Origin of the sequence: Lentzea pudingi, assembly GCF_014646255.1 — a bacterium.
GTDB classification, from domain to species: Bacteria; Actinomycetota; Actinomycetes; order Mycobacteriales; family Pseudonocardiaceae; genus Lentzea; species Lentzea pudingi.
On sequence record NZ_BMNC01000002.1, the window covers coordinates 467,860 to 493,090 of the forward strand.

A 25,231-nucleotide genomic window follows, 5' to 3' on the forward strand; every position below is an offset into this window, starting at 1 on the left:
CACATGTACCGCAAGAGAATCGCGGCGACGCTCACCGCCGTCACCGCCACCTCGCTGCTGGTCGCCCCACCGGCCCAGGCGGCCGGCCTGGCCGACCAGAAGATCGCGTGGGAGCAGTGCACCGACGAGCCCGGCTTCGAACGGCTGCAGTGCGGCAGCTTCACCGCGCCGATGGACTGGCACAACCCGCGCAACGGCAAGACCATCACGATCGCGGTCAGCCGCACGGTTCCGAAGTCCGGCAAGGCGAAGTCCGCGGTCTTCACCAACCCCGGCGGGCCGGGCGGTGAAGGACGCACGATGCCGATGGTCTTCCTCGATCGCCCGAAGCTCAGCGAGAACGCCGAGGTCTACGGCATCGACGTGCGCGGCACGGGCGCCAGCGACAACGTCACGTGCGGCGGCTACCAACACCGGTTCACCGTCGACTGGCGTGACCGCAGCAGGGCGAACCTCGACCTGGTCTACGGCGGCATGGAGCTGCAGGCGAAGTTCTGCCAGACCAAGTCCGGCGAGCTCGGCCGGTACATCACCACCGAGCAGACCGTGCGCGACCTCGACCTGCTGCGCCAGGTCATCGGCAGGAAGAAGGTCAGCTGGGTCGGGTACTCCGGCGGCAGCTGGATGGGCGCCCACTACGCCACGTACTTCCCCAAGACGCTCGACAAGGTCGTGCTCGACTCCAACACCGAGTTCACCGAGTCGTGGCAGGAGGTCTTCGACAACCTCCCGCCCGGCGCCGAGCTCCGGTTCCGCGCGGACTTCCTGCCGTGGGTGGCGAAGTACGACGCCGTGTTCCACCTCGGCAAGACCGCGGAGGAGGTGCGCCAGACCTACGAGTCCACGCGTGCCAGGCTCGCCGAGCAGCCCTTCACGCTGCCCGACGGCACCGTCGTCACGTCCGTCCTGCTGGACGCCCTGATCTTCACGGGCCTCTACAGCAAGGACTCGTTCGAGCCGACGGCACAGCTGCTCGGCATGATCGCCCACCCCGGTGTGCAGGCGCTGGCCGCACCGAAGCAGTACCCGGACCGCGTGATGGGCACGCAGATGGCGATCGTCTGCAACGACACCCCGTTCCGCGGCGACCGGAAGTCGTTGGAGCGCGAGGGGAACCGGAGCGTCAGGAAGAACCCGCTCGTCGGCGGTTTCCAGGTCACCGGGCCGTGCGCGTGGTGGGACCGGCCGGACGTGAACCTCAAGCGCCCCAACGGCAAGGGCGTCGACTCGGCGCTGATGGTGCAGTCGGTGCGCGACCCCGCGACACCTCTCGCGGGCGCCCAGCGGGCGCACGCCAAGTTCGCGAACTCGCGCCTGCTGACGGTGCGCGACGAGGGTGACCACGGCATCTACGGGTTCGGCAACGGCTGCGTCAACGACGTGGTCGAGCGCTACCTCGTCGACGGCGTGGTGCCGGCGAAGGACCTGAGCTGTCCCGGGATCCCGTTGCCGGAACCGGGTCAGAGCACGGGCAACCCGCTCGCCAAGGCACGCGAACTGGCGGTCCGGCTCGGCTGGTGACGCTCGGAGCCGCGGCGGTCGCGCGTCGGCCGCCGCGGTTCACTGACCGTGGTACTCGGGCGGCGTCCACGAGGTGAGCAGGTGGTCGAGCAGCTTGCCGACCACCGGCTTGCCGGTGCGGGACTGCCGGCCGACCGGCACCCACTCGCGGTTCTCGTCGTAGCGCTCGTAGAAGCGGAGACGCAGGTGCCCGAACGCGTCCACGCCGGAGTGCTCCCGGAGCAGGAGGTACGGGTCGTCCAGGCGGGGGTGCTCGCGGTCCACGACGGCGAAGTGGCGGAACTCGGCGTCTCCGAACACCCGCCGCGCCAGGACCTCCTCGATCCGATCGGACTCCTCCTCGGTGATGCGGACGAGCCGTCCCGCGGTTCTGCTCGTGCTCCAGGAGAGATCGGGCAGGCACGACAACCACACCCGGTTGCCGTACAACTGCTCGTGAACCAGGTCCACCGGATCGTCGAACGGGTGTCCGCCGTCCTCGACGGCGAAGCGGAGGTACACGTCGCCGTAGCCCTCGATGGCGTTCATCGTCCGCTCGGCGTTGCGCGGGTTCCACTTCTCGTCGTCCAGTGACGGCGGCGGGCCGACCCGCGCGATCACCTCGTCCGCCTCGGAGATCCGCGTGTTCGAAAACCACTCGCGGTACCTCGGGTCGGCGCGGACCCAGCCGCGGACCGGGTCGAAGGTCTCCTCCCGGCCACCGCCGACCCGCACGACCGCCAGCGGGTCGGCGACCGGGTACGGGGTGTTCTCGGTCAGAACGACGTGGAATCCCATGCAGTCCCCCAGACTGGTCGAGACCCCACACCTGTCAGTTCGGCGGCGAAACCTCCAGAACCGCCTGCGCGAAGGTGGTGTACCAGGGGCTTTCGGTGAACTTCGGACCGGTCTCCTCGCCGAGGTAGAGGTCGATGTGCCTCTCCCCGCCGAGCCCCGGCGTGAACTCGTCGGTGATCTCCCACGCCGAGGAAGCGAGCTTCCGGCACACGGCGGCGTCGACGTTGCCGCCCTCGGGGGTCTGTCCACACGAGACGAGCTTGATCCGCGAGCCCGTCCTCACCCCGTCGGCGGCGGCCGAGACGAAGGGCCGCAACGGCTTGCCGAACGAGTCACGCGGTTCGGTGTCGAGCCAGTAGCCCTTGTCGTGGGACCAGTTGAGGTACCGGCCGTCCGCCGTGCGGCCGGTACCCTCGTCCTTCACGGCCCTCGCGAACGACTGGGGGAACGTGCCGAGCAGGTCGTTCCCGTTCTCGCAGTCGATGACCGGACATCCCCGCACGGGAGCCGTAGGTCCACTGTGGAACTGCTCGACGGCGGTGTAGTAGACGGTGACCTGCCAGCCCTCGTCGGTCGGCGGAGGCTGCGGCGCACCGGGAGCCGAACACGCGGCCAGCACGACCAGCGGCACGGCCCACGCCCAGCGCACAACGACCTCCTGGCCGGCCGGGAGATCCCGCGGAGATCTCCCGGCCTCGTTCGGGATCAGCCAGCCATCAGGGTGCCGACGGACACGAACTGGTAGCCCGCGCCCTTCAGCCCCGCGACGGTCTGCTGCAGGTACCCGGTACCGAGGTACGGGTGGTAGAAGAAGCTCGCGACACCATCATCGACCACCTTGAGCTGGTTCGCCGTCTTGACCAGGTCGGCCGGCAGGCGGGCGGGGTGGTTGTTGAACGGCTCGGGCTCGACGTTGCCCACCGCCTCCGGCGCCACGACGGAGCCGTAGACGTCGCGGACCAGGTACGGGAAGTACTGGCCGTAGATCTTGTCGTACTGCGGCGTGCCCGTGCCGCACGCGCCACCGGGGCAGTACCCGCCGAAGTACAGGCCGCGGTCGTAGCGCTTGCCGAAGTTCTGCTGGATGACCTGGTAGTCCACCGCGGACGCGGCGTAGTGCGGCGGCTCGAAGATGGCGGGCTTCGCGAAACCGGCCAGCGCGAACGCGGTCGTCGCCGAGTTGATGCGGCCCTGCATCCACGCCGCCGAGTCGCCGGGGACCGGTCCGTCGTAGATCACGCTGTCGTTCTCGTCGACGTGGGCCGTGTAGAACTCGAAGTCGTTGCCGCTGCGGCCGTCGTACGGGTTGACCGCCTTGCCGAACTGGTGCGTGTAGCCGTGCATCAGGATCGTGCCGCCGCGCTGGGTCATGTACCGCAACGCGCTCACGACCTGCGGCCTCTGCGCCAGGTTCGCCGCCTCCGGCACGCCGTTGTTGTCGGCGCCCAGCGGGTTCTCGTAGCGCGGGTAGACCGCGATGGTGAACGGCACGTTCTGCGACTTGAGGTAGTCGGCGACCGCGCGCAGCTCGTTCGGGTCGGCGTCGGGGCCGACGTCCTCGATGCGCACCAGCGCGCGCTTGCGGTCGGCCATCGTCGGGTTCGAGACCTTGCTGATCAGGTCCGCCGCGGCCAGGTAGCGGTCGCCGTGGTCGACGTAGCTGAACGGGATCTCGCCTATGTAGGTCAGGTTCCTGGCCTTGGTGGCCCAGTTGATCGGGCCGGCGGCCGAGCCGGTCGCGATCGCCGGTGCCGACGCGATCGCCGGGTTCGTGATCGAGGTGATCATCAGGCCGGACGGGGCCGCGAGCGGGTTGCGGCCGAGGTCGGTGTTCTCGTACCGGACCGTGTTCGCGGTGCCGAAGTCGTACTGGACCCAGTTCCAGCCGTAGGTGGTGGCGAAGCTGGGCGCGCGGGCGGTGAGCTGCCAGATGTTGCTCGCCATCCACAGCACCGGCTTGCTGCCCGCCAGCACGTCGTCGAGGAACGCCACCGGGATCGGCTCGTCGTAGGTCGAGCCGATGTAGATCACGCCGGTGTAGCCGGACATCTCACCGGCCACATAGGACCCGACGGGGTGCATGACGTACGGGCTGCCGTGCGAGACGAGGTTGCCCGTCTGCACCGCGTACGCCTCGCCGAGCCAGCTCCAGGCACCGGTGCTGTCGTAGAGCACCAACGTCTTCTGCGTCGACCTGGCTCCCGGCGCGCCGCCACCGTTCGTGCCGGTCGCCGCCGCCTTGGCCAGGGTGCCCACCACGGACGACACCGCAGTGGGTTGCGTCGTGCGCTTGGCGATGCGCGTGCTGGTCGTCGCGGGCTTGGTCTGCGGCTTCGGCGGCGCCGGCAGCGCGTTCTCGACGAGCTCGCCGACCGGGTCGAGGTTCAGCGAGATGGGCGCCGCCTGAGCGGGCGCCGGAATCATCGCGACCGCGAGCGCCACTCCCGCCGCGGCCTGGAAGAGTCGGCTTCTCATGCGACATCCACCTCTCCGGACATGCGCACGGTCGCGCTGCCCGCGTACGGAGCGAACTCAACGGGTCGTTGCTGTTGCAGGCCCAGCAGCCAGGCCAGTGCCTGTTCGGTGCGCACGGACGCGAGCCCGTCGCCGAACGGGTTGCCGTCGGCGGTCATCGCCTCGCGCGCGGCGGGGTTGTCGAGCAGCTGGACGGTCAGCGCGGTGATGCGCGCCCGGTCGGTGCCGACGAGGACGGCGCAGCCCGACTCGACGGCCTCCATGCGCTCGGTCACGTCGCGCAGCACCAGCGCCGGGACGCCGAACGACGGCGCCTCCTCCTGGATGCCGCCCGAGTCGGACAGCACCAGCGTGCACTGGGCGAGCAGCCGGGCGATCTGCGCGTACGGCAGCGGGTCGGTGATCGTGACGCGGGCGACGCCGCCGAGCACGTCCAGCACCTGCCGGCGCACCGCGGGGTTCGGGTGGGCGGGGAGCACGACCTCGACGTCGGGCCGGGCCGCCACGACGTCCGCGACGGCGTGCAGCACGTCGTCGAGCGGCTCACCCCACGACTCGCGGCGGTGCGCGGTGACGAGCACGAGCCGCGACTGTCCGCTGTGGACCCTGTTCTCGATCTCCTGCAGCCTGCTGTCGCCGTAGGGCGCGCGGCGGGCGGCGACGTCGAGCACGGCGTCCACCACGGTGTTGCCGATCGTCAGGACGTTGTTGCCCTGCAACGACTCCGCGGCGAGGTGCGCGGCCGAGCCGGCGGTCGGCGTGAGGTGCAGCGACGCGAGCTGGCCGACCACCTTGCGGTTCCCCTCCTCGGGGAACGGCGAGGTCAGGTCGTGCGAGCGCAGGCCGGCTTCGAGGTGCACGACGGGGATCTGCTGCCAGAACGCGGCGAGCGCGCCCGCAAGCGTCGTCGTCGTGTCGCCCTGCACGAGCACCGCGGCCGGCGAGCGTTCGGTGAAGAGCCGGTCGAGCTCCTCGATCAGCTGGCTGGTCAGCTCGGCCTGGCCGCCCGTGACCCGGTTCAGCTCGAGCCTGACGTCGGCCGCGAAGCCGAACGACTCGAGCGCCTGGTCGACCATCTCGGGGTGCTGACCGGAGTTCACGAGCACGGGCCGAATACGACCGCAAGCGAACACAGCGGCGGCCACCGGTGCCATCTTCACTGCTTCCGGGCGCGTTCCCGCGACCAGGAAAACCTCGGGAACCTCGTCCCGGCAGAACTGCCGAGGGCCGGGCACCAGGGCACTTAGTCCCATCTTCTACCTCTTTGAACTGTCCAGGCACGCGCGGCGAACGTGCGCCATCAGCGCGGTGTGTGAACACCGCAGACAATCAATTGGTACCCCGCCTCGCGAAGGTACCGCCATATCGGTGATCAACATTGTGGACCCGTGTAACGAAGGTCCATTCGTCCCCGATATGGCCGGTTGACGCTCTGCCGCGTCAGCCCTTAGTCTCGCCTCGAACACCAGCTCCCGGGCCTGCTGTCTGGTATTTCGCACTGGCCCAGCGCTTCGTTACCGGGAGCAGCGATGACTCAACTTCACAAGAGCTTCCCTGTTGTTGCCCCTGCAACCGCTTTTGTAGACAGGTTTGTGTCATGACAGACACGACACAATTCGCGACGTTCATGCTCGTTCTTCTGGTGTTTTGGCCCAGTTACAACCTGGCGCTCGCGGTGTTCGTCTGGTGGCGCCCGAAACCGGGCGGACCGGAGGTTCCCTCGCGGCATCCGCTGGAGTACTGGATCATCATTCCGGCATTGAACGAGGAACGTGTCGTGGCCAACACGGTGCGCTCCGCACTCGCATTGGACGATGCGCGCACTCCGGTTCAAGTCGTCGTCGTGGACGACGGTTCCGACGACCGCACTCCGCACGTGCTCGCCGAGATCGACGACGACCGGCTGCACGTCCTCAGACGCACCCCGCCGGAAGCCCGCAAGGGCAAGGGCGAGGCGCTGAACCACGCCTTCGCCTACATCCGCGACATCGCCGAGGAGGCCGGTACGGTCCACCGCACGATCGTCGGCGTGATCGACGGTGACGGCCGCGGTGAGCCCGGCATGCTGTCCGAGATCTCCGCGTACTTCGCCCGGCGAGGCGTCGGTGCCGTGCAGTGCCGGGTCCGGATCCACAACCGCACCAACCTGCTGGCGTTCCTGCAGGACCTGGAGTTCAGCTGTGTGGTCGACGCCTCGCAGTCGCTGCGGGACGTCCTCGGCACGGTCGGACTCGGTGGCAACGGCCAGTTCGTGCGTCTCAGCACGTTGATGGGCCTGGGCGAGGCCCCGTGGTCGGCGTGCCTGGTCGAGGACCTGGAACTGGGCCTGCGCGTGCACCTGACCGGACAGCGGATCCGGTACGCCACGCACGCGACGATCACCCAGCAGGGCCTCGTGGACGTGCGACGGCTGCTGCGCCAGCGCACCCGCTGGGGCCAGGGCAACCTGCAGTGCCTTGGTTACGTGCCGAAGCTCGTCCGCGCCAAGCACGTGAGTTCCTTCGCACTGCTGGAGTTCCTGCAGTACCTGCTCACGCCGTGGCTGGTCGCGCCGATGACGTTGCTCATCACCGCGTTGGTGGGCTTCGGCTTCTACGCCCAGTTCGCCGGGCACGAGATCGCCGGGTTCACCGTGGACGGCTCGAACGCCTTGCTGGCGCTGGGGATCTGGCTGGTGGCGCTGCTGCTGCCCGGCCTGATCTGGGGCCTGGTGCACCGGCTCAGGCACGGCGACGAACCGTTGTGGAGATGCCTGCTGGTCAGCCTGGCCTATCCGCTCTTCATGGTCCTGGGGTCGGTCTCGACGCTGCGCGCCCTGTACCGGCACTTCGCCGGGCGCAACACGTGGGCGAAGACGGAACGCCTGGCGGAGAAGGAAGTTCCGGTGGTGACGGCCAAGCCCGTGCCGAAGATCGCTTAGCCGTCAGAGGTTCTAGAACGTGCCGGGGTGCGCGCGTCTGCGCCGGGCCGCGTAGACGCCCGCCTCGGTGCGGCGGTCGAAGCCGAGCTTGTGCAGCAACGACGACACGTAGTTCTTCACGGTCTTCTCCGCCAGGAACAGGCGGTTGGCGATCTGCCGGTTCGTCATGCCCTCGGCGATGAGGTCGAGGATGCGGCGCTCCTGGGGACTGAGCGCGGCATAGCGCGGATCCTCCTCGGGGCCGCCGCGAAGCCGTTGCAGGACGGTGGCCGTGACGCCGGCGTGCAGCAGCGATCCACCCGAGGCGAGGGTGCGGACGGCGGCCACGAGGTCGTTGCCGGTCACCTCTTTCAGCATGTACCCGGACGCGCCGGCCATGATCGCTCCGAACAGCGCCTCGTCGTCCGAGTAGGACGTGAGCATCAGGCACGCGGGCGGCGGCTGCACGATGCTCCTGATCTCCCGGCACACCGTGACGCCGTCGCCGTCGGGCAACCGCACGTCGATGATCGCCACGTCGGGTTTGAGCCGCGGTGCCTGCGCGACCGCGGCCGTGGCGCTGTCCGCCTGGCCGACGACCTCGACGTCCTCCGCCTGCGCCAGCAACTGCACGAGTCCGCGTCGCACGATCTCGTGGTCGTCCACCAACAGCACCGCTATCGCCATCTCGCCTCCTGCAGGACCAGCGGAACGAACCAGGTGATGCTCACCCCCGCGCCGGGGATCGAGTCGACCGCGCAGTCGCCGTGGTGGCGCCGCGCCCGAGCCGCCATGTTCGCGAGTCCTCCGGCGTGATGCGGCACGTCACTGGAATCGTCAGCCAACGGCAAGCCCCTGCCGTCGTCCTTGACCATGAGTTCAAGACTCGTCACGGTGCGATCCACGCTCACGGAGACAGCGACGTGCTTCGCCCGTGCGTGGCGCACGACGTTCGTGAGCGCCTCTCTCAGAGTCGCGAGGAGATCGGGCCGGACCTGGTCCGGCACCACGGTGTCCAACGGGCCTTCGAGCGACACGTCCGGCTCGAACCCCAGCAGCCGTGCGGAGTCGTGCACCGCGTTGAGCAGCTGTCCGCGCAGGCTCGCACCCCCGGGAGGTGGTCCCTGCAGGGAGAAGATGGTGCGGCGGATCTCGCGGATCGTATGGTCGACCTCCTCGACGAACCCGCTGATCCGCTCGACGACCTGGGGCCTGACGCTCATCCCCGTCAGCCCCTGGAGGCCGAGGCCGAGGCCGAACAGCCGCTGGATGACCAGGTCGTGCAGGTCCCGCGCGATGCGGTCGCGGTCCTCCAGCACCGCGAGCCGCTCGGTGTCGCCCCTGGCCCGCGTGAACTCCAGCACCAGCGCGGCCTGCGCGGCGAAGGCCTCGATGAGGTCGGGGTCGTCGAAGCTGGGTTCGCCCGGCGGCCGCGCGACGACGAGGACGCCGATCGTCCGTTCGCCCACCGTGAGCGGCACGACGGCGCACGGCCCCGGCACCGCCTCCAGCCCGCCCTCCTCGTGGCACTCCCCCATGCCGGACTCGAAGACCCGGTGGGTGGCGGTGCCTTCTCTCGGCACCCGCATGCCCTCGGCGTCGTAGCTGCCGCCGTCGGTCACCTCGATGACGAGGTCGCCGTTGTGGTCGGGGAGGACGACCGCGGCGAAGTCGGCGTTGGCCGTGAGGCGCGCGGTCCTCGCCACCAGGTAGAGCGCGTCCCTGCCGTTCGTGCCCAGCAGGAGATCGGTGGTCACGTCGGCGGCGGCCCTGAGCCACGCCTCGCGCTTGCGCGTCCGCTCGTAGCGGTCGAGGTGGCCCACAGCGCTTCCCGCTGCCGTCGCCAGCGCGGTGAGGACGTCGCGGTCCTGGGCGGTGAACTCCGGTTTCCCGGTGAGGAAGAGGTTGCCGAAGGTCTCGTCGTGGACCTTGATCGGGGCGCCGAGGAAGTCGGCCACGCCGATCGAGCGCGGGTCGCCCGAGGTGATCTGCACCTGGCCGCCGTGGGTCGCGGTGAACTCGGTCAGCTCTTTGTGGCCGTGGATCACGGCCAGCGCGCCGTAGGAGGCTCCGATCAGGTCGCAGGCCGACTCGACGACGTGGCGCAGGAGATCGGGGAGGGTGTCGTCCTCGGCGAAGGACAGCACAACGTCCAGCACACGCTGCTCCGTGCTCACGTTGCCGCCCACGGCTTCACCCCTTGGGGGATAGAAGTGACACCGCACGAACGACTGAGGGTAACTCTCCTGCGAAGTCAAGGGGGAGACCATCACTGCAAACAGTGAACTATGGGACTACCGAGAGTAGAGGTGCGTCTTGTTTGGCAGACGCGGCGGCTCAGTGCAGGCCGACCGTGAAGCCCTCGTCGACGACACCGCGGTAGATCTGCGGGGCGAACGTGCGCAGCCCGTGGTCGAGCGGCGCGATGAACCCGGCCGAGTCACCGAGCGGCAACCGGTAGCCGTTCCGCACCCGGTGGAACTCCCACAGGGGTTCCATCGTCGGGTGCGCGGGCCGGAACCGCTGCGGGTCGCGCGGGTGCAGGTCCACGCGCACGAGCGTGCGGCGCACCAGGGCGTCCGCGAGCTGGACGGCGCGTTCCTGGGTCCGGGAGATCGAGATCGCGCCGAGCTCCTGCCAGGCCACGGCCCACGGCATGCCCTGCGGGTCGTCGAGGCGGATGCCCTGCTGCTCGATGACCAGCTTGCGGGGGCGCGAGATCGTCTTCCACTTCACCACGGCCATCACGCCGATGCCGGTGAAGGCGACGCCGATGACGGCCGCGATGCTGCCGCCCACCGGCTCGCCGTCCACGAACGCGCTGACGGCGCCCACCAGGGCGAGGACGCCCAGGACGCCGGCGACCGAGCCGCCGACCAGGACCTTGCGGGTGTCGCTCTTGCCGAGGTCGACGACGACGGGCGGAGGCCCTCCCCAGGCGGTCATGGCCGCAGGTTACCGCTGATCAACACCTCTGCGGCGGCGAACGGGTCGAGCTCACCCTCGACGACGCGCTTCGCCAGCTGGTCGACCGGGCCGAACCGGGTGCGGACGCGTTCGACGGCGATCGCCTCGATCTCCGCACCCGCGCGGCGGAGGCGGCGTTCCCGGAGTTCGCCGTGCTCGGCCATCCACGACTGGTGTTCGGTGATCGCCTCGACCACGCGGTCGAGACCCTCCATGCGAGCGGCCACCGTCTTCACGACGGGCGGGCGCCACAGCGGGCCCTCGCGGTCGCGGCGGCCCAGGGAGATCATGTACTTGAGGTCGCGCGCGGTCTGGTCGGCACCGTCGCGGTCGGCCTTGTTGACCACGAAGACGTCCGCGATCTCCAGGATGCCCGCCTTCGCGGCCTGGATGCCGTCGCCCATGCCCGGCGCCAGCAGCACGATGGTGGTGTCGGCCAGCGCGACGATCTCGACCTCGGACTGACCCACGCCGACCGTCTCCACGAGGACCACGTCGAAACCGGCGGCGTCGAGCACGCGCAACGCCTGCGGGGTGGCCCAGGACAGGCCGCCGAGGTGCCCGCGCGTGGCCATCGAGCGGATGAAGACACCGGGGTCCGTGGCGTGGTCGCCCATGCGCACCCGGTCGCCCAGCAGCGCACCGCCGGAGAACGGGCTGGACGGGTCGACGGCGATCACCGCGACCCGCTTGCCCTGGGCGCGGAAGGCGCGCACGAGGGCGTTCGTGGAGGTCGACTTCCCCACGCCGGGAGCGCCCGTCAGGCCGATGACCTGGGCGTTGCCGGTGTGCGGGGCGAGGGCCGCCGCCACCTCCGGGAGGGCCGAGCTCGCCTGTTCCACCAGGGAGATCAGCCTGGCGACCGCGCGCGGCTCGCCGTCACGCGCGCGGTCGACCAGTCCTGCTACGTCAACAGCTGTGCCCACGGGCGCAGACTAGGCCTTGGCGGGCACGCGGATGATCAGAGCGTCGCCCTGACCACCACCACCGCACAGTGCCGCCGCACCCACGCCGCCGCCACGCCGCTGCAGCTCGAGAGCGAGGTGCAGGGCGATGCGGGCGCCGGACATGCCGATCGGGTGGCCCAGCGCGATGGCGCCGCCGTTGACGTTGACCTTGTCCTCGGAGATCCCGAGCTGACGGGAGGACACGATGCCGACCGCCGCGAACGCCTCGTTGATCTCGATCAGGTCGAGGTCGGCGGGGTCGATGCCCTCCTTGGCGCAGGCGGCCTTGATGGCGTTGGACGGCTGCTCGTGCAGCGAGGCGTCCGGGCCCGCGACGACGCCGTGGGCGCCGATCTCCGCGATCCACTCGAGGCCCAGTTCCTCGGCCTTCGCCTTGCTCATCACGACCACGGCCGCCGCGCCGTCGGAGATCTGCGACGCCGAGCCCGCGGTGATGGTGCCGTCCGCGGCGAACGCCGGGCGCAGCTTGCCGAGCGAGTCGGCCGTCGTGTCGGCGCGGACGCCCTCGTCCGTGGCGAACAGGACCGGGTCGCCCTTGCGCTGCGGGATCGACACCGGCGCGATCTCGGCGTCGAACACACCGTTCCCGGCGGCCTTCGCGGCGAGCTGGTGCGAGCGCGCGGAGAACGCGTCCTGCTCCTCGCGCGTGACTCCGTAGCGGCCGTTGTACTTCTCAGTCGAGACGCCCATCGCGACCTGGTCGAACGCGCAGAACAGGCCATCGTGCGCCATGTGGTCGACCATCGTCACGTCGCCGTACTTGAACCCGCCGCGCGACTTCGGCAGCAGGTGCGGCGCCTGCGTCATCGACTCCTGGCCACCGGCCACGACGACGTCGAACTCGCCGGCGCGGATCAGCTGGTCGGCCAGCGCGATCGCGTCGATGCCGGACAGGCACACCTTGTTGATGGTCAGCGCGGGCACGCTCATCGGGATGCCCGCGGCCACCGCGGCCTGGCGGGCGGGGATCTGGCCCGCGCCGGCGGTGAGCACCTGACCCATGATCACGTACTGCACCTGCTCGGGGGCGACGCCCGCGCGTTCCAGTGCCGCCTTGATCGCGACGCCACCCAGCTGGGCGCCCGAGAAGTCCTTGAGCGATCCCAGCAGTCGGCCCATCGGGGTACGCGCCCCGGCGACGATCACGGAACCGGACACAACTGCCTCCATTGGAAGAGCGAACGGTCGTTAACTAGGCACCATACCTGGGGCTACCGGGCGGTAATCGTGTGAGACCTCGCACAGGAGCACCTGCACCGATCACGTGGATACCCTCACCGACCATGAACGCAGACATCGCTCGATTCGTGACCGCGGTCGACCACGTGGGCATCGCGGTGCCCGATCTCGACGTGGCCATCGCGTTCTACCGCGACAACTTCGGCCTCGAGGTGGCGCACGAAGAGGTGAACGAGGAGCAGGGCGTGCGCGAGGCCATGCTGCACGCGCCCGGCGACTCCGGCGGCACCGCGATCCAGCTGCTGGCGCCGTTGAACGAGGACTCGACGATCGCCAAGTTCATCGGCCGCTCCGGCCCCGGCCTGCAGCAGCTCGCCTACCGGGTGTCCGATGTGGACGTCGCGGCGGACGCGTTGCGGGCGAAGGGCCTGCGACTGCTCTACGACGCGGCGCGGCGCGGTACGTCCAACAGCCGGGTCAACTTCGTGCACCCGAAGGACGCCGGTGGTGTGCTCATCGAGCTGGTCGAGCCCGCAGCCGGGTCAGCGCACTAGCCCGTCCGACACTTCGGAGTGGAATCCCTCACAAGCGGGATTCTGAATCGGTTACTACTGAGTAACCTCCGGCAACCTGCGACTATCCCTCACTAGGGAAGGAATGCCGCCGTGCAGAAGATCCTTGACGCGATCCTGGCCGACGAGCTGGATGCGATCGGTTCGTTGGACGTTCCGGAGAGCTATCGGGGCGTGACCGTGCACGCGGACGAGGCCGACATGTTCTCGGGCCTCGAGACGCGGGACAAGGACCCGCGCAAGTCGCTGCACGTCGACGAGGTCGCCACGCCGGAGCTCGGTCCGGGCGAGGCCCTGGTCGCCGTCATGGCGTCCGCGATCAACTACAACACCGTGTGGACCTCGATCTTCGAGCCGGTGTCCACGTTCGGCTTCCTGCGCAAGCTGGGCGGCCGCCACGACCTGCCGTACCACGTCGTGGGATCGGACCTGGCCGGCGTCGTCGTGCGCACCGGGCCCGGCGTCACCGCGTGGAAGCCGGGCGACCGCGTCGTGGCGCACTGCCTGGACGTGCCGCTGGAGGCGCCGGACGGCCACAACGACACGATGCTCGACCCCCAGCAGCGCATCTGGGGCTTCGAGACGAACTTCGGTGGCCTCGCGGACCTCGCGCTGGTGAAGTCGAACCAGCTGATGCCGATGCCGAAGCACCTCACGTGGGAGGAGGCGGCGTCGCCGGGCCTGGTGAACTCCACCGCGTACCGGCAGCTCGTGTCGACCAACGGCGCGAACATGAAGCAGGGCGACACCGTGCTGATCTGGGGCGCGTCGGGCGGCCTCGGTTCGTACGCCACGCAGTTCGCGTTGAACGGCGGCGCGACGCCCGTGTGCGTCGTCTCCTCGCCGGAGAAGGCGGAGATCGTTCGTTCCATGGGCGCCGAACTGATCATCGATCGTTCGGCCGAGGGCTACAAGTTCTGGAAGAACGAGCACGAGCAGGACCCGCGCGAGTGGAAGCGGTTCGGCGCGAAGATCCGCGAGCTGACCGGCGGCGAGGACCCGGACATCGTGTTCGAGCACCCCGGCCGGGAGACGTTCGGCGCGTCGGTGTTCGTCGCGCGCAAGGGCGGCAAGATCGTGACGTGCGCGTCGACCTCCGGGTACATGCACCAGTACGACAACCGCTACCTCTGGATGAACCTCAAGCACATCCTCTCCTCGCACTTCGCGAACTACCGCGAGGCGTGGGAGGCGAACCGCTTGATCGCCAAGGGAAAGATCCACCCGACTCTGTCCAAGGTGTACTCAATGGACGAAACGGGCCAGGCCGCGCACGACGTGCACCGCAACGCGCACCAGGGCAAGGTCGGCGTGCTCTGCCTTGCGCCGGAAGAAGGTCTTGGTGTGCTGGATCACGAACTGCGCGCGAAGCACCTCACAGGTATCAATCGATTCCGGGGTGTGTGACCTTCCGGGGCCACTCGAACGGGTAGCGTGAGGGGCATGGGCCTCGCCGACGACCGTGACCTCGTCCCACTGGGATCCGGCTTCGACATCGTCAAGCGCGGTTACGACCGCGCTCAGGTCGAGGATCATCTCGAACGCCTCGACTCGGACCTGCGGCTGCTCGCCGCGGACCGCGATGCCGCCGTGTCCCAGACGTCCGACCTGGCGCGCCAGCTGGAAGCAGCACGCTCGGAGATCTCCGAGATGCGCAACCAGGTGGAACGCCTGTCGCTGCCGCCGACGACGCTGGAGGGGCTTTCCGAGCGCCTCCAGCGCATGCTGCGGCTGGCCCAGGACGAGGCCAACGAGATCAAGGCCCGTGCCGAAGCGGAGGGCGGGCACATCCGCGCCAAGGCGGAAGCCGACGCGGGTGTGCTGCGCCAGCGCTACGAAACGCTGATCGCCGAACTGGACGAGCGCCGCGCCGCCATGGAGGCCGAGCACAAGGGCGTCCTCCAGACCGCGCGCACCGAGGCCGAGAAGATCGTCTCCGAGGCCGAGTCCGCCGCCCGCAAGATCGCCGACGAGTCCGAACAGCGCCGCGTGACCGTCGAAGAGGACTTCGAGATCGCGATGGCCGCCCGCCGCTCCGAGGCGATGGCAACGTTGGCGGCACAGGAGGCCGCCTCCAAGGGCGAGGCCGACCGCCGCATGCGCGAGGCCGCCGAGGAAGCCGCACGAGTCCGCGCCGCAGTCGCCGCCGAGCAGGCCGCGTCCAAGGCCGACGCCGAACGCCGAGTCCGCGAGGCCACCGAAGAGGCGAACCGCCGCCGCCACGACTCGGTCACCGAGGCCACCGCCCGCATCCAGGAAGCGACCGACGAGTCGAACCGCCGCGTGCGCGAGGCCACCGAGGAGGCCAACCGCCGCACCACCGCCGCCACCCAGCGCGTCGAACAGCTCCGCAACCTCCGCAACCGCCTCTCGCACCAGCTCCACAACGTGCGGACGGCACTGCAGGAGGTCGTGCCGCTGCTCGACCCGGTGGAGGAGGAGAAGCGGGCCGCTGCCCCGGCTCCGGGCCCGTCTGCTCCGGCACAGGGTCCGAGCGCGCCGGCACAGGGTCCGAGTGCACCGGCGCAGGGTCCGAGTGCACCGGCGCAGGGTCCGAGTGCACCGGCGCAGGGTCCAAGTGCTTCGGCGCCAACCGCACCGGCACAGCCCGCCAAGGCTCCGGCAGCTCCGGCACCTGCACAGCCCGCATCTGCACAGCCCTCACAGGCACAGCCCGCACAGGCACAGCAGGCCGCTCCCGCCGCGCCGAACAAGCCGGCACCTCAGGCGCCCCAGGCCCAGAAACCGCAGCTCGACGGCCCGACCGCCCAGCTCGCGCGCCCGCAGACGGCCAAGAAGTCCTGACGCCGCAAGCTCACGCAGGGGTCCCCCGCCCAGGGGGACCCCTGATTTCAATTATCCCAGCCGACACCGACAATTTCGCGTCCGTGCAGGTCAGGCCGTGACCTCGTAGATCGCCGGCATCGGCATCGCGCGGCACGACTCCCAGTCCGCGTGCTGTCCTGCCGCGATCAGCGCACGCGACACGAACGTCCCGTGCGACCCGACGAGCACGGTCGCGTCCGGGAACTCCACCCCCATGCGCGCCAACGCTTTCCCGGCCCGCACGGTCACCTCGTCGAGGCTCTCCCCCGTCCCGTGCACCGACTCGGGACGTGCCCAGCTCCGGGTGTAGAGGTCCTCCCAGTCCGCGCTCGGCAACAGCCCCGACTCCCACTCCCGCAGCTCGGGCCACGTCGTGACCTCCAAGCCCAGCTCACGAGCCGCAGGCGTGACGGTCTGCACCGCGCGCGTCTGCGGGCTCGACAGCACCGCCGCCGGCGCGTACGCGACAAGACGCTCACTCAACGCCTCCGCCGCTGCCAGGCCGACTGCCGTCAACGGCCGCCGGTCGTCGTCGGGCACGCCGAAGCGCGGCGGCACAGACTGCGCGTGGCGCACCAATACGATTCGTGTGGTCACAACACACCATCTTGGGGGAACAGGATGTTCGTGAAACCGCTGGGCACCGACGGTGCCGAGCTCAGGCCGCTGGACCCGTGGCAGGCCGGGGAGTTCTTCGCGCACATGGAGCGCGGCCGGGAGTTCATCGGGCAGCACATCGGGTTCGCCGACCGGGCGAAGGACCTGGAGAGCGCGCGGGAACTGTTGCAGGACTACGCGGACAAGGCGGCGGCCGACACCGGGCGGATCTTCGGGATCTGGCTGGACGACAAGCTGGTCGGCGGTGTGCTGATCCGGGTGATGGACGTCCCGCAGGGCCGCGCCGAGATCGGCGTCTGGCTGGAGCCGGCCGCGACCGGCAAGGGGCTGATCACGCGGGCGGCGAGGCTCCTGGTCGACTGGCTGATTCGCGAGCGCGGCGTGCATCGGGTTGAGTGGCTGGTGTCGTCGGCGAACGCGCCCAGCATCGCGGTCGCGCGGCGGCTCGGCATGAGCAAGGACGGGGTGCTGCGCTCGTACTTCCTGTTCCGCGGGGTTCGTCAGGACCTCGAGGTCTGGTCGTTGCTGGCGCCGGAGTGGGAGAGCTGATGGACGACCTGGTGCTGCTGCACGCCTTTCCGCTCGACGCGCGGATGTGGGACGTGCCGGGCGCGCTGACGCCGTCGTTGCGCGGCCACGGCGAGCCCGATCTCGACACCGTCGCGGCCTCCGTGCTCGGCGTGCTCGACGAGCGGAAGCTGGACAGCGTCGTGCTCGGCGGCTGCTCGATGGGCGGCTACGTGGCGATGGCGTTGCTCAGGCGTGCGCCGGAGCGCGTCAAGGGCCTGGTCTTTGTCGACACCAAGCACACCGCGGACGCGCCGGAAGCGGCCGCGAACCGGCACGCGATGGCGGACCGCGTCGAACGCGAGGGCGTCGGCGACTGGCTGGCGGACGCGATGCTGCCGAACCTGCTCGGCCCGGGTACCTCGGACACGGCGCGGGCGCTGGTGCGCACCATGATCCTCGAGCAGCGGGCCGAGGACGTGGCGTGGTGGCAGCGCGCGATGGCGAAGCGGCCCGACTCGACGGACGTGCTGGAGTCGGTGAACGTCCCGTCGCTGGTGCTGGTGGGCGAGCACGACAAGCTCACGCCGCCCGACGTGGCCGCGAAGCTCGCGGTGACGTTGATGCACTCCACCAGCGAGCGCATCGAGGACGCGGGCCACCTGCCGCCTGTCGAACGGCCGGACGAGTTCCGCTTCCGGCTCGAACGGTGGCGGGAGCAGGTGGGGATCTAGGGACTACCAGCGGCGCGCGGTCGGGCCACGCCGGCCGCGCGAGTCCCAGCACGCCTGGTGCCAGTGGCGCCGTTCCTCCACCGAGCCCGTCTCCTGCGCGGGCCACGCCACGACGTGGGCGACGCCGGGCCGGATCTCGTGGTCGCAGCCCGGGCAGCGGTAGGTCTTCTGCGCCTGCGCGCCCGAGATGGCGCGGACCAGCCAGTCGCCGTCCGGGCCCGACTCCGTGCGCGCCCAACCCACACCCCCGCCGAGGGGACGTGGGTCTTCTGGCTTGGGGCTGTTACGACGTGGCACGGCCACACGGTAACCGCTCGTAGAATCGGGGCGTGCCGACCTACGAGTTCCGTTGCCGAACCTGCGACGACACCTTCGACGTGCAGCGCCCGATGAGCGAGTCGTCCTCGCCCGCGAGCTGTCCGCAGGGCCATCCCGACACGGTGAAGCTGCTGTCCATGGCCGGGATCGGCGGCACGCAGCAGGCCGCACCCGGTGGCGGCGGAGGGTGCTGCGGCGGAGGGTGCTGCGGTTAGGACGCCTCGCGGTCGATCATGACCTCGGCGACCTTGCGGCCCTGGTCGCAGACGCCGCCGAACTTGCCGGTCGAGTCGATGACGATGATCCCGAGCCCACCACCGTTGTAGGGCAGGGTGAGCACGCACGACGGCTCGACCTCCTGCTCGCCGGTGCGGTCGAGGTACGAGACCTTGTGGCCCTTCACGTCCCACTCGCCGGTGGTGCGCTCGATCTTGATCTGCCGGCTGTCCCGGAACCGCAGGGAGACACCGACTTCGACGTCGTCGATCTTCGTCATCCAGCGGCACGACTCCTCGAACGTCGAGTCGTAGTTGATCTGCGTGGGCGGCGTCTCGGCCTTGGCGCCGGGGTAGGGCAGGTCCGTCCACTTGAGCTTGGCGCAGTTGGGCGTGATCTCGCCGTCGACCGGCGCGGTCTCCGGGTCCTCGGACTCGCTGGGCTCGGTGCTCGGGTCCGTGCTCGGGTCGGTGGACCCTTCCTGGTCGAACGGCGAGGACGCGTCGAGGGGCGCCTGCGCGACCGGGCTGCCCTCGACGGTCACACGCGCACAGCCGGACGCGAGCACGAGGACAGCCAACAGGAGCACCAGTCGCCGCATGGCACCACCATGCCAGACGGGACATGGTGCCCCTGTGAGCGGCTCACGAGTAGTCGCGGAACCCCTTGCCCGTCTTGCGGCCGAGACGACCGGCCGTGACCAGGTGTTCCAGCAACGGTGCCGGCGCGAAGCCGGGCTCGCGGAACTCGTTGTAGAGCGTCCGCTCGATCGCCAGCGACACGTCCAGCCCCACGACGTCGAGCAGCGCGAACGGTCCCATCGGCAGTCCGCAGCCGACCTTCATGGCGTTGTCGATGTCGTCGGCCTCGGCGTAGTGCGCCTCCAGCATCTTCACCGCGTCGTTCAGGTACGGGAAGAGCAGCGCGTTGACGATGAAGCCGGCCACGTCACCGCAGTGCACCGGGTGCTTGCCGAGGTCGAGGCAGATCTTGCGGGCCGTCGCGACCACGTCGGCACCCGTGGAGATCGTCTCGACGACCTCCACCAGCTTCATGACCTGCGCGGGGTTGAAGAAGTGCAGCCCCACGACGTCCGCCGGCCTGCCGGTGGCCGCCGCGACCTCGATGACCGGCAACGACGACGTGGTCGTCGCGAGCACGGCGCCGGGCTTGCACACCTCGTCGAGCGCCGCGAAGACCTCCTTCTTGATCCCGATCTCCTCGGCCACCGCCTCGACGACCAGGTCGCAGTCCGCGAGCTCCACGAACTCGACGGCGGGCGAGATGCGGGCGAGCGTCGCGTCGCGGTCCTGCTCCGACAGCCTGCCCTTGCTGACCGCGCGCTCCAGCGACTTGCGCACCGCACCGATCGCCTTCTCGGCCTTGTCGAGGCTGCGCGCCCGCAGCACGACGTCGTACCCGCGCTTGGCGAACACCTCGACGATGCCCGTGGCCATCGTGCCCGTGCCGATGACACCGACCCGCTGGACCTCCCGGGTCTGCACCGAGCTGTCCACTTCGGACGGTGTGTGCACGTCCTCGACGACGACCGGCGAGTCGGGCCCGTCGTAGGTGTAGAAACCGCGCCCGGACTTCCTGCCGAGCAGCCCGGCCGTGATCATCTGCTTCAGCAACGGGGCCGGCGAGTGCAGCCGGTTTCGCGACTGGTGGTACATCGTGTCGAGGATCTCGTACGCGGTGTCGAGACCGATGAGGTCCAACAGCGCCAACGGCCCCATCGGGTAACCACACCCGTACCGCATGGCCGCGTCGAGGTCCTCGCGCGTCGCGTACTTGGACTCCAGCATCTTCACGGCGTGGTTGAGGTACGGGAAGAGGAGGGCGTTCGCGATGAAACCCGCCCTGTCCCCGATCACGACCGGCGACTTGCCCAGCCGCTCGGTGAACGCGACCACGTCGGTGATCACGTCCGGCTCCGTGACGACCGTGCGCACGACCTCGACCAGCTTGAGGACCTGCGTGGGGTTGAAGAAGTGCAGCCCCACGACCTTGCCGGGCCGCTTCGTGACGACACCGATCTCGGTGATCGACAGCGACGACGTGTTGGACGCGATGATCGCCTCGGGCTTCAGGACCCCGTCGAGCTCCTTGAAGATCCGAGCCTTCAACTCGACGTTCTCCGGCACCGCCTCGATGACGAGATCGCAGTCCGCAAGACTCCCGAGGTCGAGACTCGTCGTGATCCGCGCTTCGAGCGCGACCTTCTCGTCCGCGGTCAGCTTCTCGCGCTTCACGGCCCGCTGCGTCGAGTGCTCGAGGTGCCCGAGGCCGCGCTCGACGCCGGCCGCGTCGACCTCCACCACCTTCACCACGAGCCCGGTGCGCGCGAGTACCTCGACGATGCCCGCGCCCATGGTTCCGAAGCCGACGACTCCGACGGTGTTGATTTCGCGCGCCACTGCAGACCTCCCATGCGGGGTAAAGCGTGGGCTACTAAGGAGTAACTTGCGGGCGACTATGCCACTCCCGGCGGCGGGCGGCGTCGTGAGCTTCGCCATCGGGATCGAAACAGTTATCGGTCTAGCGGACGGGCGGGGGCGGCCTTTTGCCTGATGAACCCGTGTGGGGGAACGGGGAGTTGCGCCGATCGAGGTGGAGGACGGCTCGGGTGGGGCTGGCGGGAAGGTGGGAGCCGGCGGAGAGACGGGAGCCGGCGGAGAGGGTGGCGCGCGAGGTGAGCAGCGCCGGGACGGATGGGCGGCAGGGTTGTCGCGGGCACGGCTGGCGCGGGCACGGCTGGCGCGAGCACAGCTGGCGCGAGCACAGCTGACGCGAGCACGGCTAGACGGCAGAGCTGGCGCGAGAACGGCCAGCTGGGACCGCGATGCACGGGGCGGCTTGTGGTAGCTCCCGCCTCCCAGCCAACCCACAGCTCCGCCAACCGAAGTCACCGCCTCGCGGCAAGCCGACCCTCGCAAGCCGACCCGCGGCAAGCCGACCTGTGGCAAGCGGACCTGTGGCAAGCGGACCCGCGGCAAGCCGACCTGTGGCAAGCGGACCCGCGGCAGAACCGCCTGCGGCTCAGCCGCCCTGCGGGTGAGCCGCCCCGCCCCTCCAGCACCTCCCGTGCCTCCGGCCCGGCCGCCATCGCGGTCCGCGGTGACCGGGCCGCGGCGACCGGGCCGGGCGCCGCTCAAAGCCGCGGTCCGCGGTGGTCGTCAGTCGTCGAACCCCCTCTCCGCCAGCTCCTCGATGCGGCGCACCGCCTCCGCCGCGTCCTTGCCCGTCGCCACCACGGTGATCGACCTGCCGCCGGGTGCGCTCAGGCCCATCAGGGCCAGCACGCTGGCCGCGTTCGCCTCCTCGTCGCCGTAGCGGACGACCACGTCGGCGTCGAGTTCGGCGACGGTGCGGGCCAGCAGGGCTGCCGGGCGGGCGTGGAGGCCGACCTCGTTGGTCAGCGGCACTTCCGCCGACACCGCGTCCGGCACCAGGTGCAGGGCCGGGCGGGCGTCTGCGGCTACCGGGGTCTCGCCGGAGGCGCCTTCGGCCGCGGCCGCCACGTCGGCCAGGGGGGCGCCTCCCTGGGCCGTCACGGCTGCGGCCACCGCGCCTTCGACCAGTGGGGCGTCCACCACGGTGTAGCGGGTCGGGTCGTCTGCTGATTCCACGGCCATTTCCGCCGTCATCTTGGCGCTGCCCAGGTCGTAGAGCACCACCACGCCCGCGCCCGCGTCGGCGTCCGCCAGGGCTTCGACGACCGCGCCGTAGTCGGTGCCCAGGCCGCCCTCCTCGGTGCCGCCCACGGGGAGCACCGCGACGTCCGGTGCCATCTGCGCGGCCAGTTCCGCCACGCCGTTGGCCAGCATGTCGCTGTGCGAGACGACCACCAGGCCCACGCGGGTGGTGTCCGCGGCGGCCGTCATGCCTTGGCCGCCGCGTCTGCGAGGGCGCGCAACAAAAGCGCCGTCGACCTTGCTCCCGGGTCCATGTGGCCCGCGCTGCGGTCGCCCAGGTACGAGGCCCTGCCCTTGCGGGCCACCATCGGCACGGTCGAGGTGGCTCCCTCGGCTGCCGCGTCGGCCGCCGCGGAGAGGGCGGCGGCGGCCGTGCCCTCGGCGCACGCCGCTGCCGTCACGGCCGGGGTGAGGGCGTCGACCATCGTCTTGTCGCCCACCACGGCCTTGCCGCGCGCCACCACGCCGTCCAGCGCGGCCCGCAGAGCGCGTGCCACCGCGTCGCCGTCCAGCTCCGCCAAATCACCCACCGCGGACGAGGCACGCAGGAAAGCCGTGCCGTACAACGGGCCCGCCGCGCCGCCAACCGTGGAGATCAGGGTGGTGGCGACGAGTTTCAGCACTTTGGCCGGTGTGTCCGGCGGCTCGGTGTCCAAACGGGACAGCACCGCGGTGAAGCCCCGCCTCATGTTCTCGCCGTGGTCGGCGTCGCCGATCGCCTGGTCCAGGCGCACCAGTTCGTCCCGGTGTTCCTGGACGACGACCGCGGCGGCTCGGATGGCCGCGATGACGTCCGCTGCCGTGCACCCCACCTCAGACTCCCCACCGCAGTGCGGCCGTGTGGACCGGCGCGTCCCACAGCTCGACCATCTCGTCGTCGAGGCGGAGCAGCGTGAGGCTCATGCCCTGCATCTCCAGGCTCGTGATGTACGGACCGACCAACCTGCGTTCCACCGTGATCCCCCGATCCGCCAGCAACTGCTCCGCGATGCCGTGCGCCAAGTACAGCTCGAGCAGAGGTGTGCCGCCCATACCGTTGGTGAACAGCAGCACCCGATCGCCGGACGAGAAGGGCAGGTCCTCCAGGATCGGCTCCAGCAGCGCCGACACCATCTCGGACGCGGACCCGGTCTTCACCTTCCGCCGGCCCGGCTCGCCGTGGATGCCGATGCCGATCTCCATCTCGTCGTCGGCCAGCTCGAACGACGGCGAGCCCACGTGCGGCACCGTGCACGCGGTCAGCGCGAGCCCCATCGACCGCACCGAGGAGATGACCCGTAAGGCGAGCGCCTCGCAGGCAGCCAGGTCGTCGCCGCGCTCGGCCGCCGCGCCCACGATCTTCTCCAGCAGCACCGTGCCGCCGACGCCGCGACGCCCGGCCGTGTACGACGAGTCCTGCACCGCCACGTCGTCGTCGATCACGACCGATCTGACCTCCGACTCCGCGAGCTCCGCGGCCATCTCGAAGTTCAGCACGTCGCCCGTGTAGTTCTTCACGACCAGCAACGCCCCCGCGCCACCGTCGGTCCGCGCGATCGCGTCGACCACCTGGTCCGACGTCGGCGACGTGAACACCGGCCCCGGACAGGCCGCGGAGAGCATGCCGCGCCCGACGAACCCCCCGTGCAGCGGTTCGTGCCCCGAGCCCCCGCCGGAGATGATCGCGACCTTGCCCCGCACCGGTGCGTCCGCGCGCACGACGACCGCTGGGTCGTGGTGCACGGTCAGCAGATCGGAATGGGCGGCCTGCATCCCCCGCAGCGCTTCCCGCACCACGGTTTCCGGATCGTTGATGATCTTCTTCATCGTTGCGCCCTTCCGATCGGCGGTGACCGTGTTCCTTCTTACTCCGGGGGTCTGACACTCGGAACCGTCAAAGGACCCGGCTACCGTTAGCCTGCCCTTACAAACGCAGGTCAACATCACGTTCCGTAGTGGAGGAACAACGTCGTGCCCAAGAGAGCAGCGCTGCTCGTAGCAGTCGCCCTGACCCTGACCGCCTGCTCCAGCACGCCGGACAAGCCGACCGTCGCCCAAGGTGGCGAGGACTTCGGCAAGGCGTACGAGCTGAGCAACGGGTTCGGCACGACGCAGAAGCCCGGCGAGTTCCCCCGCACGATCAAGCACGCGATGGGTGAGACCAAGCTCGAGAAGAAACCCGAACGGGTGGTCGTGCTCGACACGGGCGAACTCGACAACGTCGTGGCGCTCGGCATCAAGCCCGTCGGCATCGCCTACACCGACGGCTCCCCGACCATGCCGACCTACATCGGCGACAAGGGCGGCACGCCGGAGAACGTCGGCACGACCAACAACCTCAACCTCGAGGCGATCACGAAGCTGGACCCGGACCTCATCCTGGGCTCGCAGCTGCGCGCGGAGGCCCTCTACCCGAAGCTCGCCGCGATCGCCCCGACGGTGTTCAGCGTGCGCCCCGGCTACGTGTGGAAGGAGAACTTCCTCCTCAACGCGGCCGCGCTCGACCGCCAGGCCGACGCCGCGAAGATGCTCGAGGACTACACGAACAAGGCCACCGAGACCGGCAACGCCATCGAGAAGAAGCTCGGCGTGCGCCCGACGGTCACGGCGCTGCGCTTCATGCCGGGCCGCATCCGTCTCTACGCCAAGAAGTCGTTCATCGGCACGATCCTGATCGACGCCAAGATCGGTCAGCCCACGTCGTCCCAGGTGGACGACCTGGCCGCCGAGGTCAGCGCGGAGCAGATCGGCAAGGCCGATGGCGACTTCATCCTGTACTCCACCTACGGCGACCCGGCCAAGACCGCGCAGGCGTCCGTCCTCGGCGGTCCGTTGTGGACCGGCCTGAACGCCGTCAAGGCGGGCAAGGCCAAGCCGGTCCTCGACGAGACCTACTTCCTCGGTCTCGGCGTGCTCGCCGCGAACGTGGTCCTCGACGACATGAAGACCCAGCTCGGCGCTTGAACGACCTCAGCGG

Annotated in this window: 26 protein-coding genes; 10 read left to right on the forward strand and 16 right to left on the reverse strand. The window is 69.9% G+C overall.

The window, feature by feature from the left end:
* The first annotated feature begins 3 nt into the window (after positions 1-3).
* Positions 4-1,521: an alpha/beta hydrolase gene (locus IEY88_RS08075; protein ID WP_189153981.1), complete on the forward strand. Its 1,518-nt coding sequence runs from the start codon at positions 4-6 to the stop codon at positions 1,519-1,521.
* 39 nt (positions 1,522-1,560) lie between these two features.
* Here the strand turns inward: IEY88_RS08075 and IEY88_RS08080 are convergent, their stop codons facing one another.
* From IEY88_RS08080 to wecB, 4 genes are read right to left on the reverse strand one after another with little or no spacing between them, the layout of a single operon-like run.
* Positions 1,561-2,298: a hypothetical protein gene (locus IEY88_RS08080; protein ID WP_189153982.1), complete on the reverse strand. Its 738-nt coding sequence runs from the start codon at positions 2,296-2,298 to the stop codon at positions 1,561-1,563.
* 34 nt (positions 2,299-2,332) lie between these two features.
* A complete protein-coding gene (locus IEY88_RS08085; protein ID WP_229693176.1) occupies positions 2,333-2,947 on the reverse strand; it encodes a hypothetical protein in 615 nt (204 codons plus the stop codon).
* Positions 2,948-3,003: 56 nt separating this feature from the next.
* Positions 3,004-4,773, reverse strand: a complete 1,770-nt coding sequence (locus IEY88_RS08090; RefSeq protein ID WP_229693177.1) for a DUF2334 domain-containing protein — start codon at positions 4,771-4,773, stop codon at positions 3,004-3,006.
* A complete protein-coding gene (wecB, locus tag IEY88_RS08095) occupies positions 4,770-6,026 on the reverse strand; it encodes a non-hydrolyzing UDP-N-acetylglucosamine 2-epimerase (protein ID WP_189153983.1) in 1,257 nt (418 codons plus the stop codon). Before wecB ends, IEY88_RS08090 begins: the two co-directional genes overlap by 4 nt.
* A gap of 344 nt (positions 6,027-6,370) precedes the next feature.
* Here wecB and IEY88_RS08100 point away from each other — a divergent pair, with 344 nt between their 5' ends.
* Positions 6,371-7,693, forward strand: a complete 1,323-nt coding sequence (locus tag IEY88_RS08100) for a glycosyltransferase family 2 protein (RefSeq protein ID WP_189153984.1) — start codon at positions 6,371-6,373, stop codon at positions 7,691-7,693.
* A gap of 12 nt (positions 7,694-7,705) precedes the next feature.
* On the opposite strand, the gene IEY88_RS08105 is transcribed toward IEY88_RS08100, so the two are convergent.
* The 5 genes from IEY88_RS08105 to IEY88_RS08125 all read right to left on the reverse strand — a co-directional run bounded on the left by IEY88_RS08105 (position 7,706) and on the right by IEY88_RS08125 (position 12,765).
* Positions 7,706-8,359, reverse strand: a complete 654-nt coding sequence (locus tag IEY88_RS08105; protein WP_189153985.1) for a response regulator — start codon at positions 8,357-8,359, stop codon at positions 7,706-7,708.
* Positions 8,350-9,861 carry a sensor histidine kinase gene (locus tag IEY88_RS08110; protein ID WP_189153986.1) on the reverse strand — a complete coding sequence of 504 codons (1,512 nt, stop codon included), beginning with the start codon at positions 9,859-9,861 and terminating at the stop codon, positions 8,350-8,352. The genes IEY88_RS08105 and IEY88_RS08110 overlap by 10 nt, the downstream gene beginning before the upstream one ends.
* A gap of 148 nt (positions 9,862-10,009) precedes the next feature.
* Positions 10,010-10,618: a hypothetical protein gene (locus tag IEY88_RS08115; protein WP_189153987.1), complete on the reverse strand. Its 609-nt coding sequence runs from the start codon at positions 10,616-10,618 to the stop codon at positions 10,010-10,012.
* On the reverse strand, positions 10,615-11,565 hold the full coding sequence (gene meaB, locus IEY88_RS08120; protein ID WP_189153988.1) for a methylmalonyl Co-A mutase-associated GTPase MeaB: 951 nt from the start codon (positions 11,563-11,565) through the stop codon (positions 10,615-10,617). Before meaB ends, IEY88_RS08115 begins: the two co-directional genes overlap by 4 nt.
* A 9-nt stretch (positions 11,566-11,574) precedes the next feature.
* Entirely contained in the window at positions 11,575-12,765 is a 1,191-nt protein-coding gene (locus tag IEY88_RS08125; RefSeq protein WP_189153989.1) for an acetyl-CoA C-acetyltransferase, read from the reverse strand.
* Positions 12,766-12,890: 125 nt separating this feature from the next.
* On the opposite strand from IEY88_RS08125, the gene mce reads away from it, so the two are divergent.
* The 3 genes from mce (at position 12,891) to IEY88_RS08140 (ending at position 16,163) form a co-directional block, all read left to right on the forward strand.
* Positions 12,891-13,340, forward strand: a complete 450-nt coding sequence (mce, locus tag IEY88_RS08130; RefSeq protein ID WP_189153990.1) for a methylmalonyl-CoA epimerase — start codon at positions 12,891-12,893, stop codon at positions 13,338-13,340.
* Between the two features lie 111 nt (positions 13,341-13,451).
* Positions 13,452-14,765 carry a crotonyl-CoA carboxylase/reductase gene (gene ccrA / locus IEY88_RS08135; RefSeq protein WP_189153991.1) on the forward strand — a complete coding sequence of 438 codons (1,314 nt, stop codon included), beginning with the start codon at positions 13,452-13,454 and terminating at the stop codon, positions 14,763-14,765.
* A 36-nt stretch (positions 14,766-14,801) separates the two neighbouring features.
* Positions 14,802-16,163 (forward strand): coiled-coil domain-containing protein, encoded by a 1,362-nt coding sequence (locus tag IEY88_RS08140; RefSeq protein WP_189153992.1) that lies wholly within the window; start codon positions 14,802-14,804, stop codon positions 16,161-16,163.
* A 90-nt stretch (positions 16,164-16,253) separates the two neighbouring features.
* On the opposite strand, the gene IEY88_RS08145 is transcribed toward IEY88_RS08140, so the two are convergent.
* Positions 16,254-16,781, reverse strand: coding sequence for a histidine phosphatase family protein (locus tag IEY88_RS08145; protein ID WP_189153993.1), 528 nt, complete (start codon positions 16,779-16,781; stop codon positions 16,254-16,256).
* 24 nt (positions 16,782-16,805) lie between these two features.
* Between IEY88_RS08145 and IEY88_RS08150 the strand changes: the two genes are divergently transcribed.
* Complete coding sequence (locus tag IEY88_RS08150) at positions 16,806-17,351, forward strand: GNAT family N-acetyltransferase (protein ID WP_189153994.1); 546 nt, start codon at positions 16,806-16,808, stop codon at positions 17,349-17,351.
* Positions 17,351-18,043 (forward strand): alpha/beta fold hydrolase, encoded by a 693-nt coding sequence (locus IEY88_RS08155; RefSeq protein ID WP_189153995.1) that lies wholly within the window; start codon positions 17,351-17,353, stop codon positions 18,041-18,043. The genes IEY88_RS08150 and IEY88_RS08155 overlap by 1 nt, the downstream gene beginning before the upstream one ends.
* Before the next feature lie 3 nt (positions 18,044-18,046).
* Here IEY88_RS08155 and IEY88_RS08160 read toward each other — a convergent pair whose 3' ends face one another.
* Positions 18,047-18,340 carry an Rv1322 family protein gene (locus tag IEY88_RS08160; RefSeq protein WP_189153996.1) on the reverse strand — a complete coding sequence of 98 codons (294 nt, stop codon included), beginning with the start codon at positions 18,338-18,340 and terminating at the stop codon, positions 18,047-18,049.
* A gap of 32 nt (positions 18,341-18,372) precedes the next feature.
* On the opposite strand from IEY88_RS08160, the gene IEY88_RS08165 reads away from it, so the two are divergent.
* On the forward strand, positions 18,373-18,576 hold the full coding sequence (locus IEY88_RS08165; RefSeq protein ID WP_189153997.1) for an FmdB family zinc ribbon protein: 204 nt from the start codon (positions 18,373-18,375) through the stop codon (positions 18,574-18,576).
* On the opposite strand, the gene IEY88_RS08170 is transcribed toward IEY88_RS08165, so the two are convergent.
* Positions 18,573-19,178 (reverse strand): DUF3558 domain-containing protein, encoded by a 606-nt coding sequence (locus tag IEY88_RS08170; RefSeq protein WP_189153998.1) that lies wholly within the window; start codon positions 19,176-19,178, stop codon positions 18,573-18,575. The genes IEY88_RS08165 and IEY88_RS08170 overlap by 4 nt on opposite strands.
* A gap of 43 nt (positions 19,179-19,221) precedes the next feature.
* On the reverse strand, positions 19,222-20,997 hold the full coding sequence (locus tag IEY88_RS08175) for a 3-hydroxyacyl-CoA dehydrogenase family protein (RefSeq protein WP_229693178.1): 1,776 nt from the start codon (positions 20,995-20,997) through the stop codon (positions 19,222-19,224).
* Between the two features lie 226 nt (positions 20,998-21,223).
* Between IEY88_RS08175 and IEY88_RS45425 the strand changes: the two genes are divergently transcribed.
* Positions 21,224-21,445 carry a pentapeptide repeat-containing protein gene (locus IEY88_RS45425; protein ID WP_373294046.1) on the forward strand — a complete coding sequence of 74 codons (222 nt, stop codon included), beginning with the start codon at positions 21,224-21,226 and terminating at the stop codon, positions 21,443-21,445.
* A gap of 311 nt (positions 21,446-21,756) precedes the next feature.
* Here the strand turns inward: IEY88_RS45425 and dhaM are convergent, their stop codons facing one another.
* From dhaM to dhaK, 3 genes are read right to left on the reverse strand one after another with little or no spacing between them, the layout of a single operon-like run.
* Positions 21,757-22,464 (reverse strand): dihydroxyacetone kinase phosphoryl donor subunit DhaM, encoded by a 708-nt coding sequence (dhaM, locus tag IEY88_RS08180; RefSeq protein ID WP_189154000.1) that lies wholly within the window; start codon positions 22,462-22,464, stop codon positions 21,757-21,759.
* On the reverse strand, positions 22,461-23,087 hold the full coding sequence (gene dhaL, locus IEY88_RS08185) for a dihydroxyacetone kinase subunit DhaL (protein ID WP_189154001.1): 627 nt from the start codon (positions 23,085-23,087) through the stop codon (positions 22,461-22,463). Before dhaL ends, dhaM begins: the two co-directional genes overlap by 4 nt.
* A 1-nt stretch (position 23,088) precedes the next feature.
* The gene (gene dhaK / locus IEY88_RS08190; protein ID WP_189154002.1) at positions 23,089-24,081 is read right to left on the reverse strand and encodes a dihydroxyacetone kinase subunit DhaK; all 993 of its coding nucleotides are present in this window, start codon (positions 24,079-24,081) and stop codon (positions 23,089-23,091) included.
* A 144-nt stretch (positions 24,082-24,225) separates the two neighbouring features.
* On the opposite strand from dhaK, the gene IEY88_RS08195 reads away from it, so the two are divergent.
* Positions 24,226-25,218, forward strand: coding sequence for an ABC transporter substrate-binding protein (locus tag IEY88_RS08195; RefSeq protein WP_189154003.1), 993 nt, complete (start codon positions 24,226-24,228; stop codon positions 25,216-25,218).
* Positions 25,219-25,231: the final 13 nt, after the last annotated feature.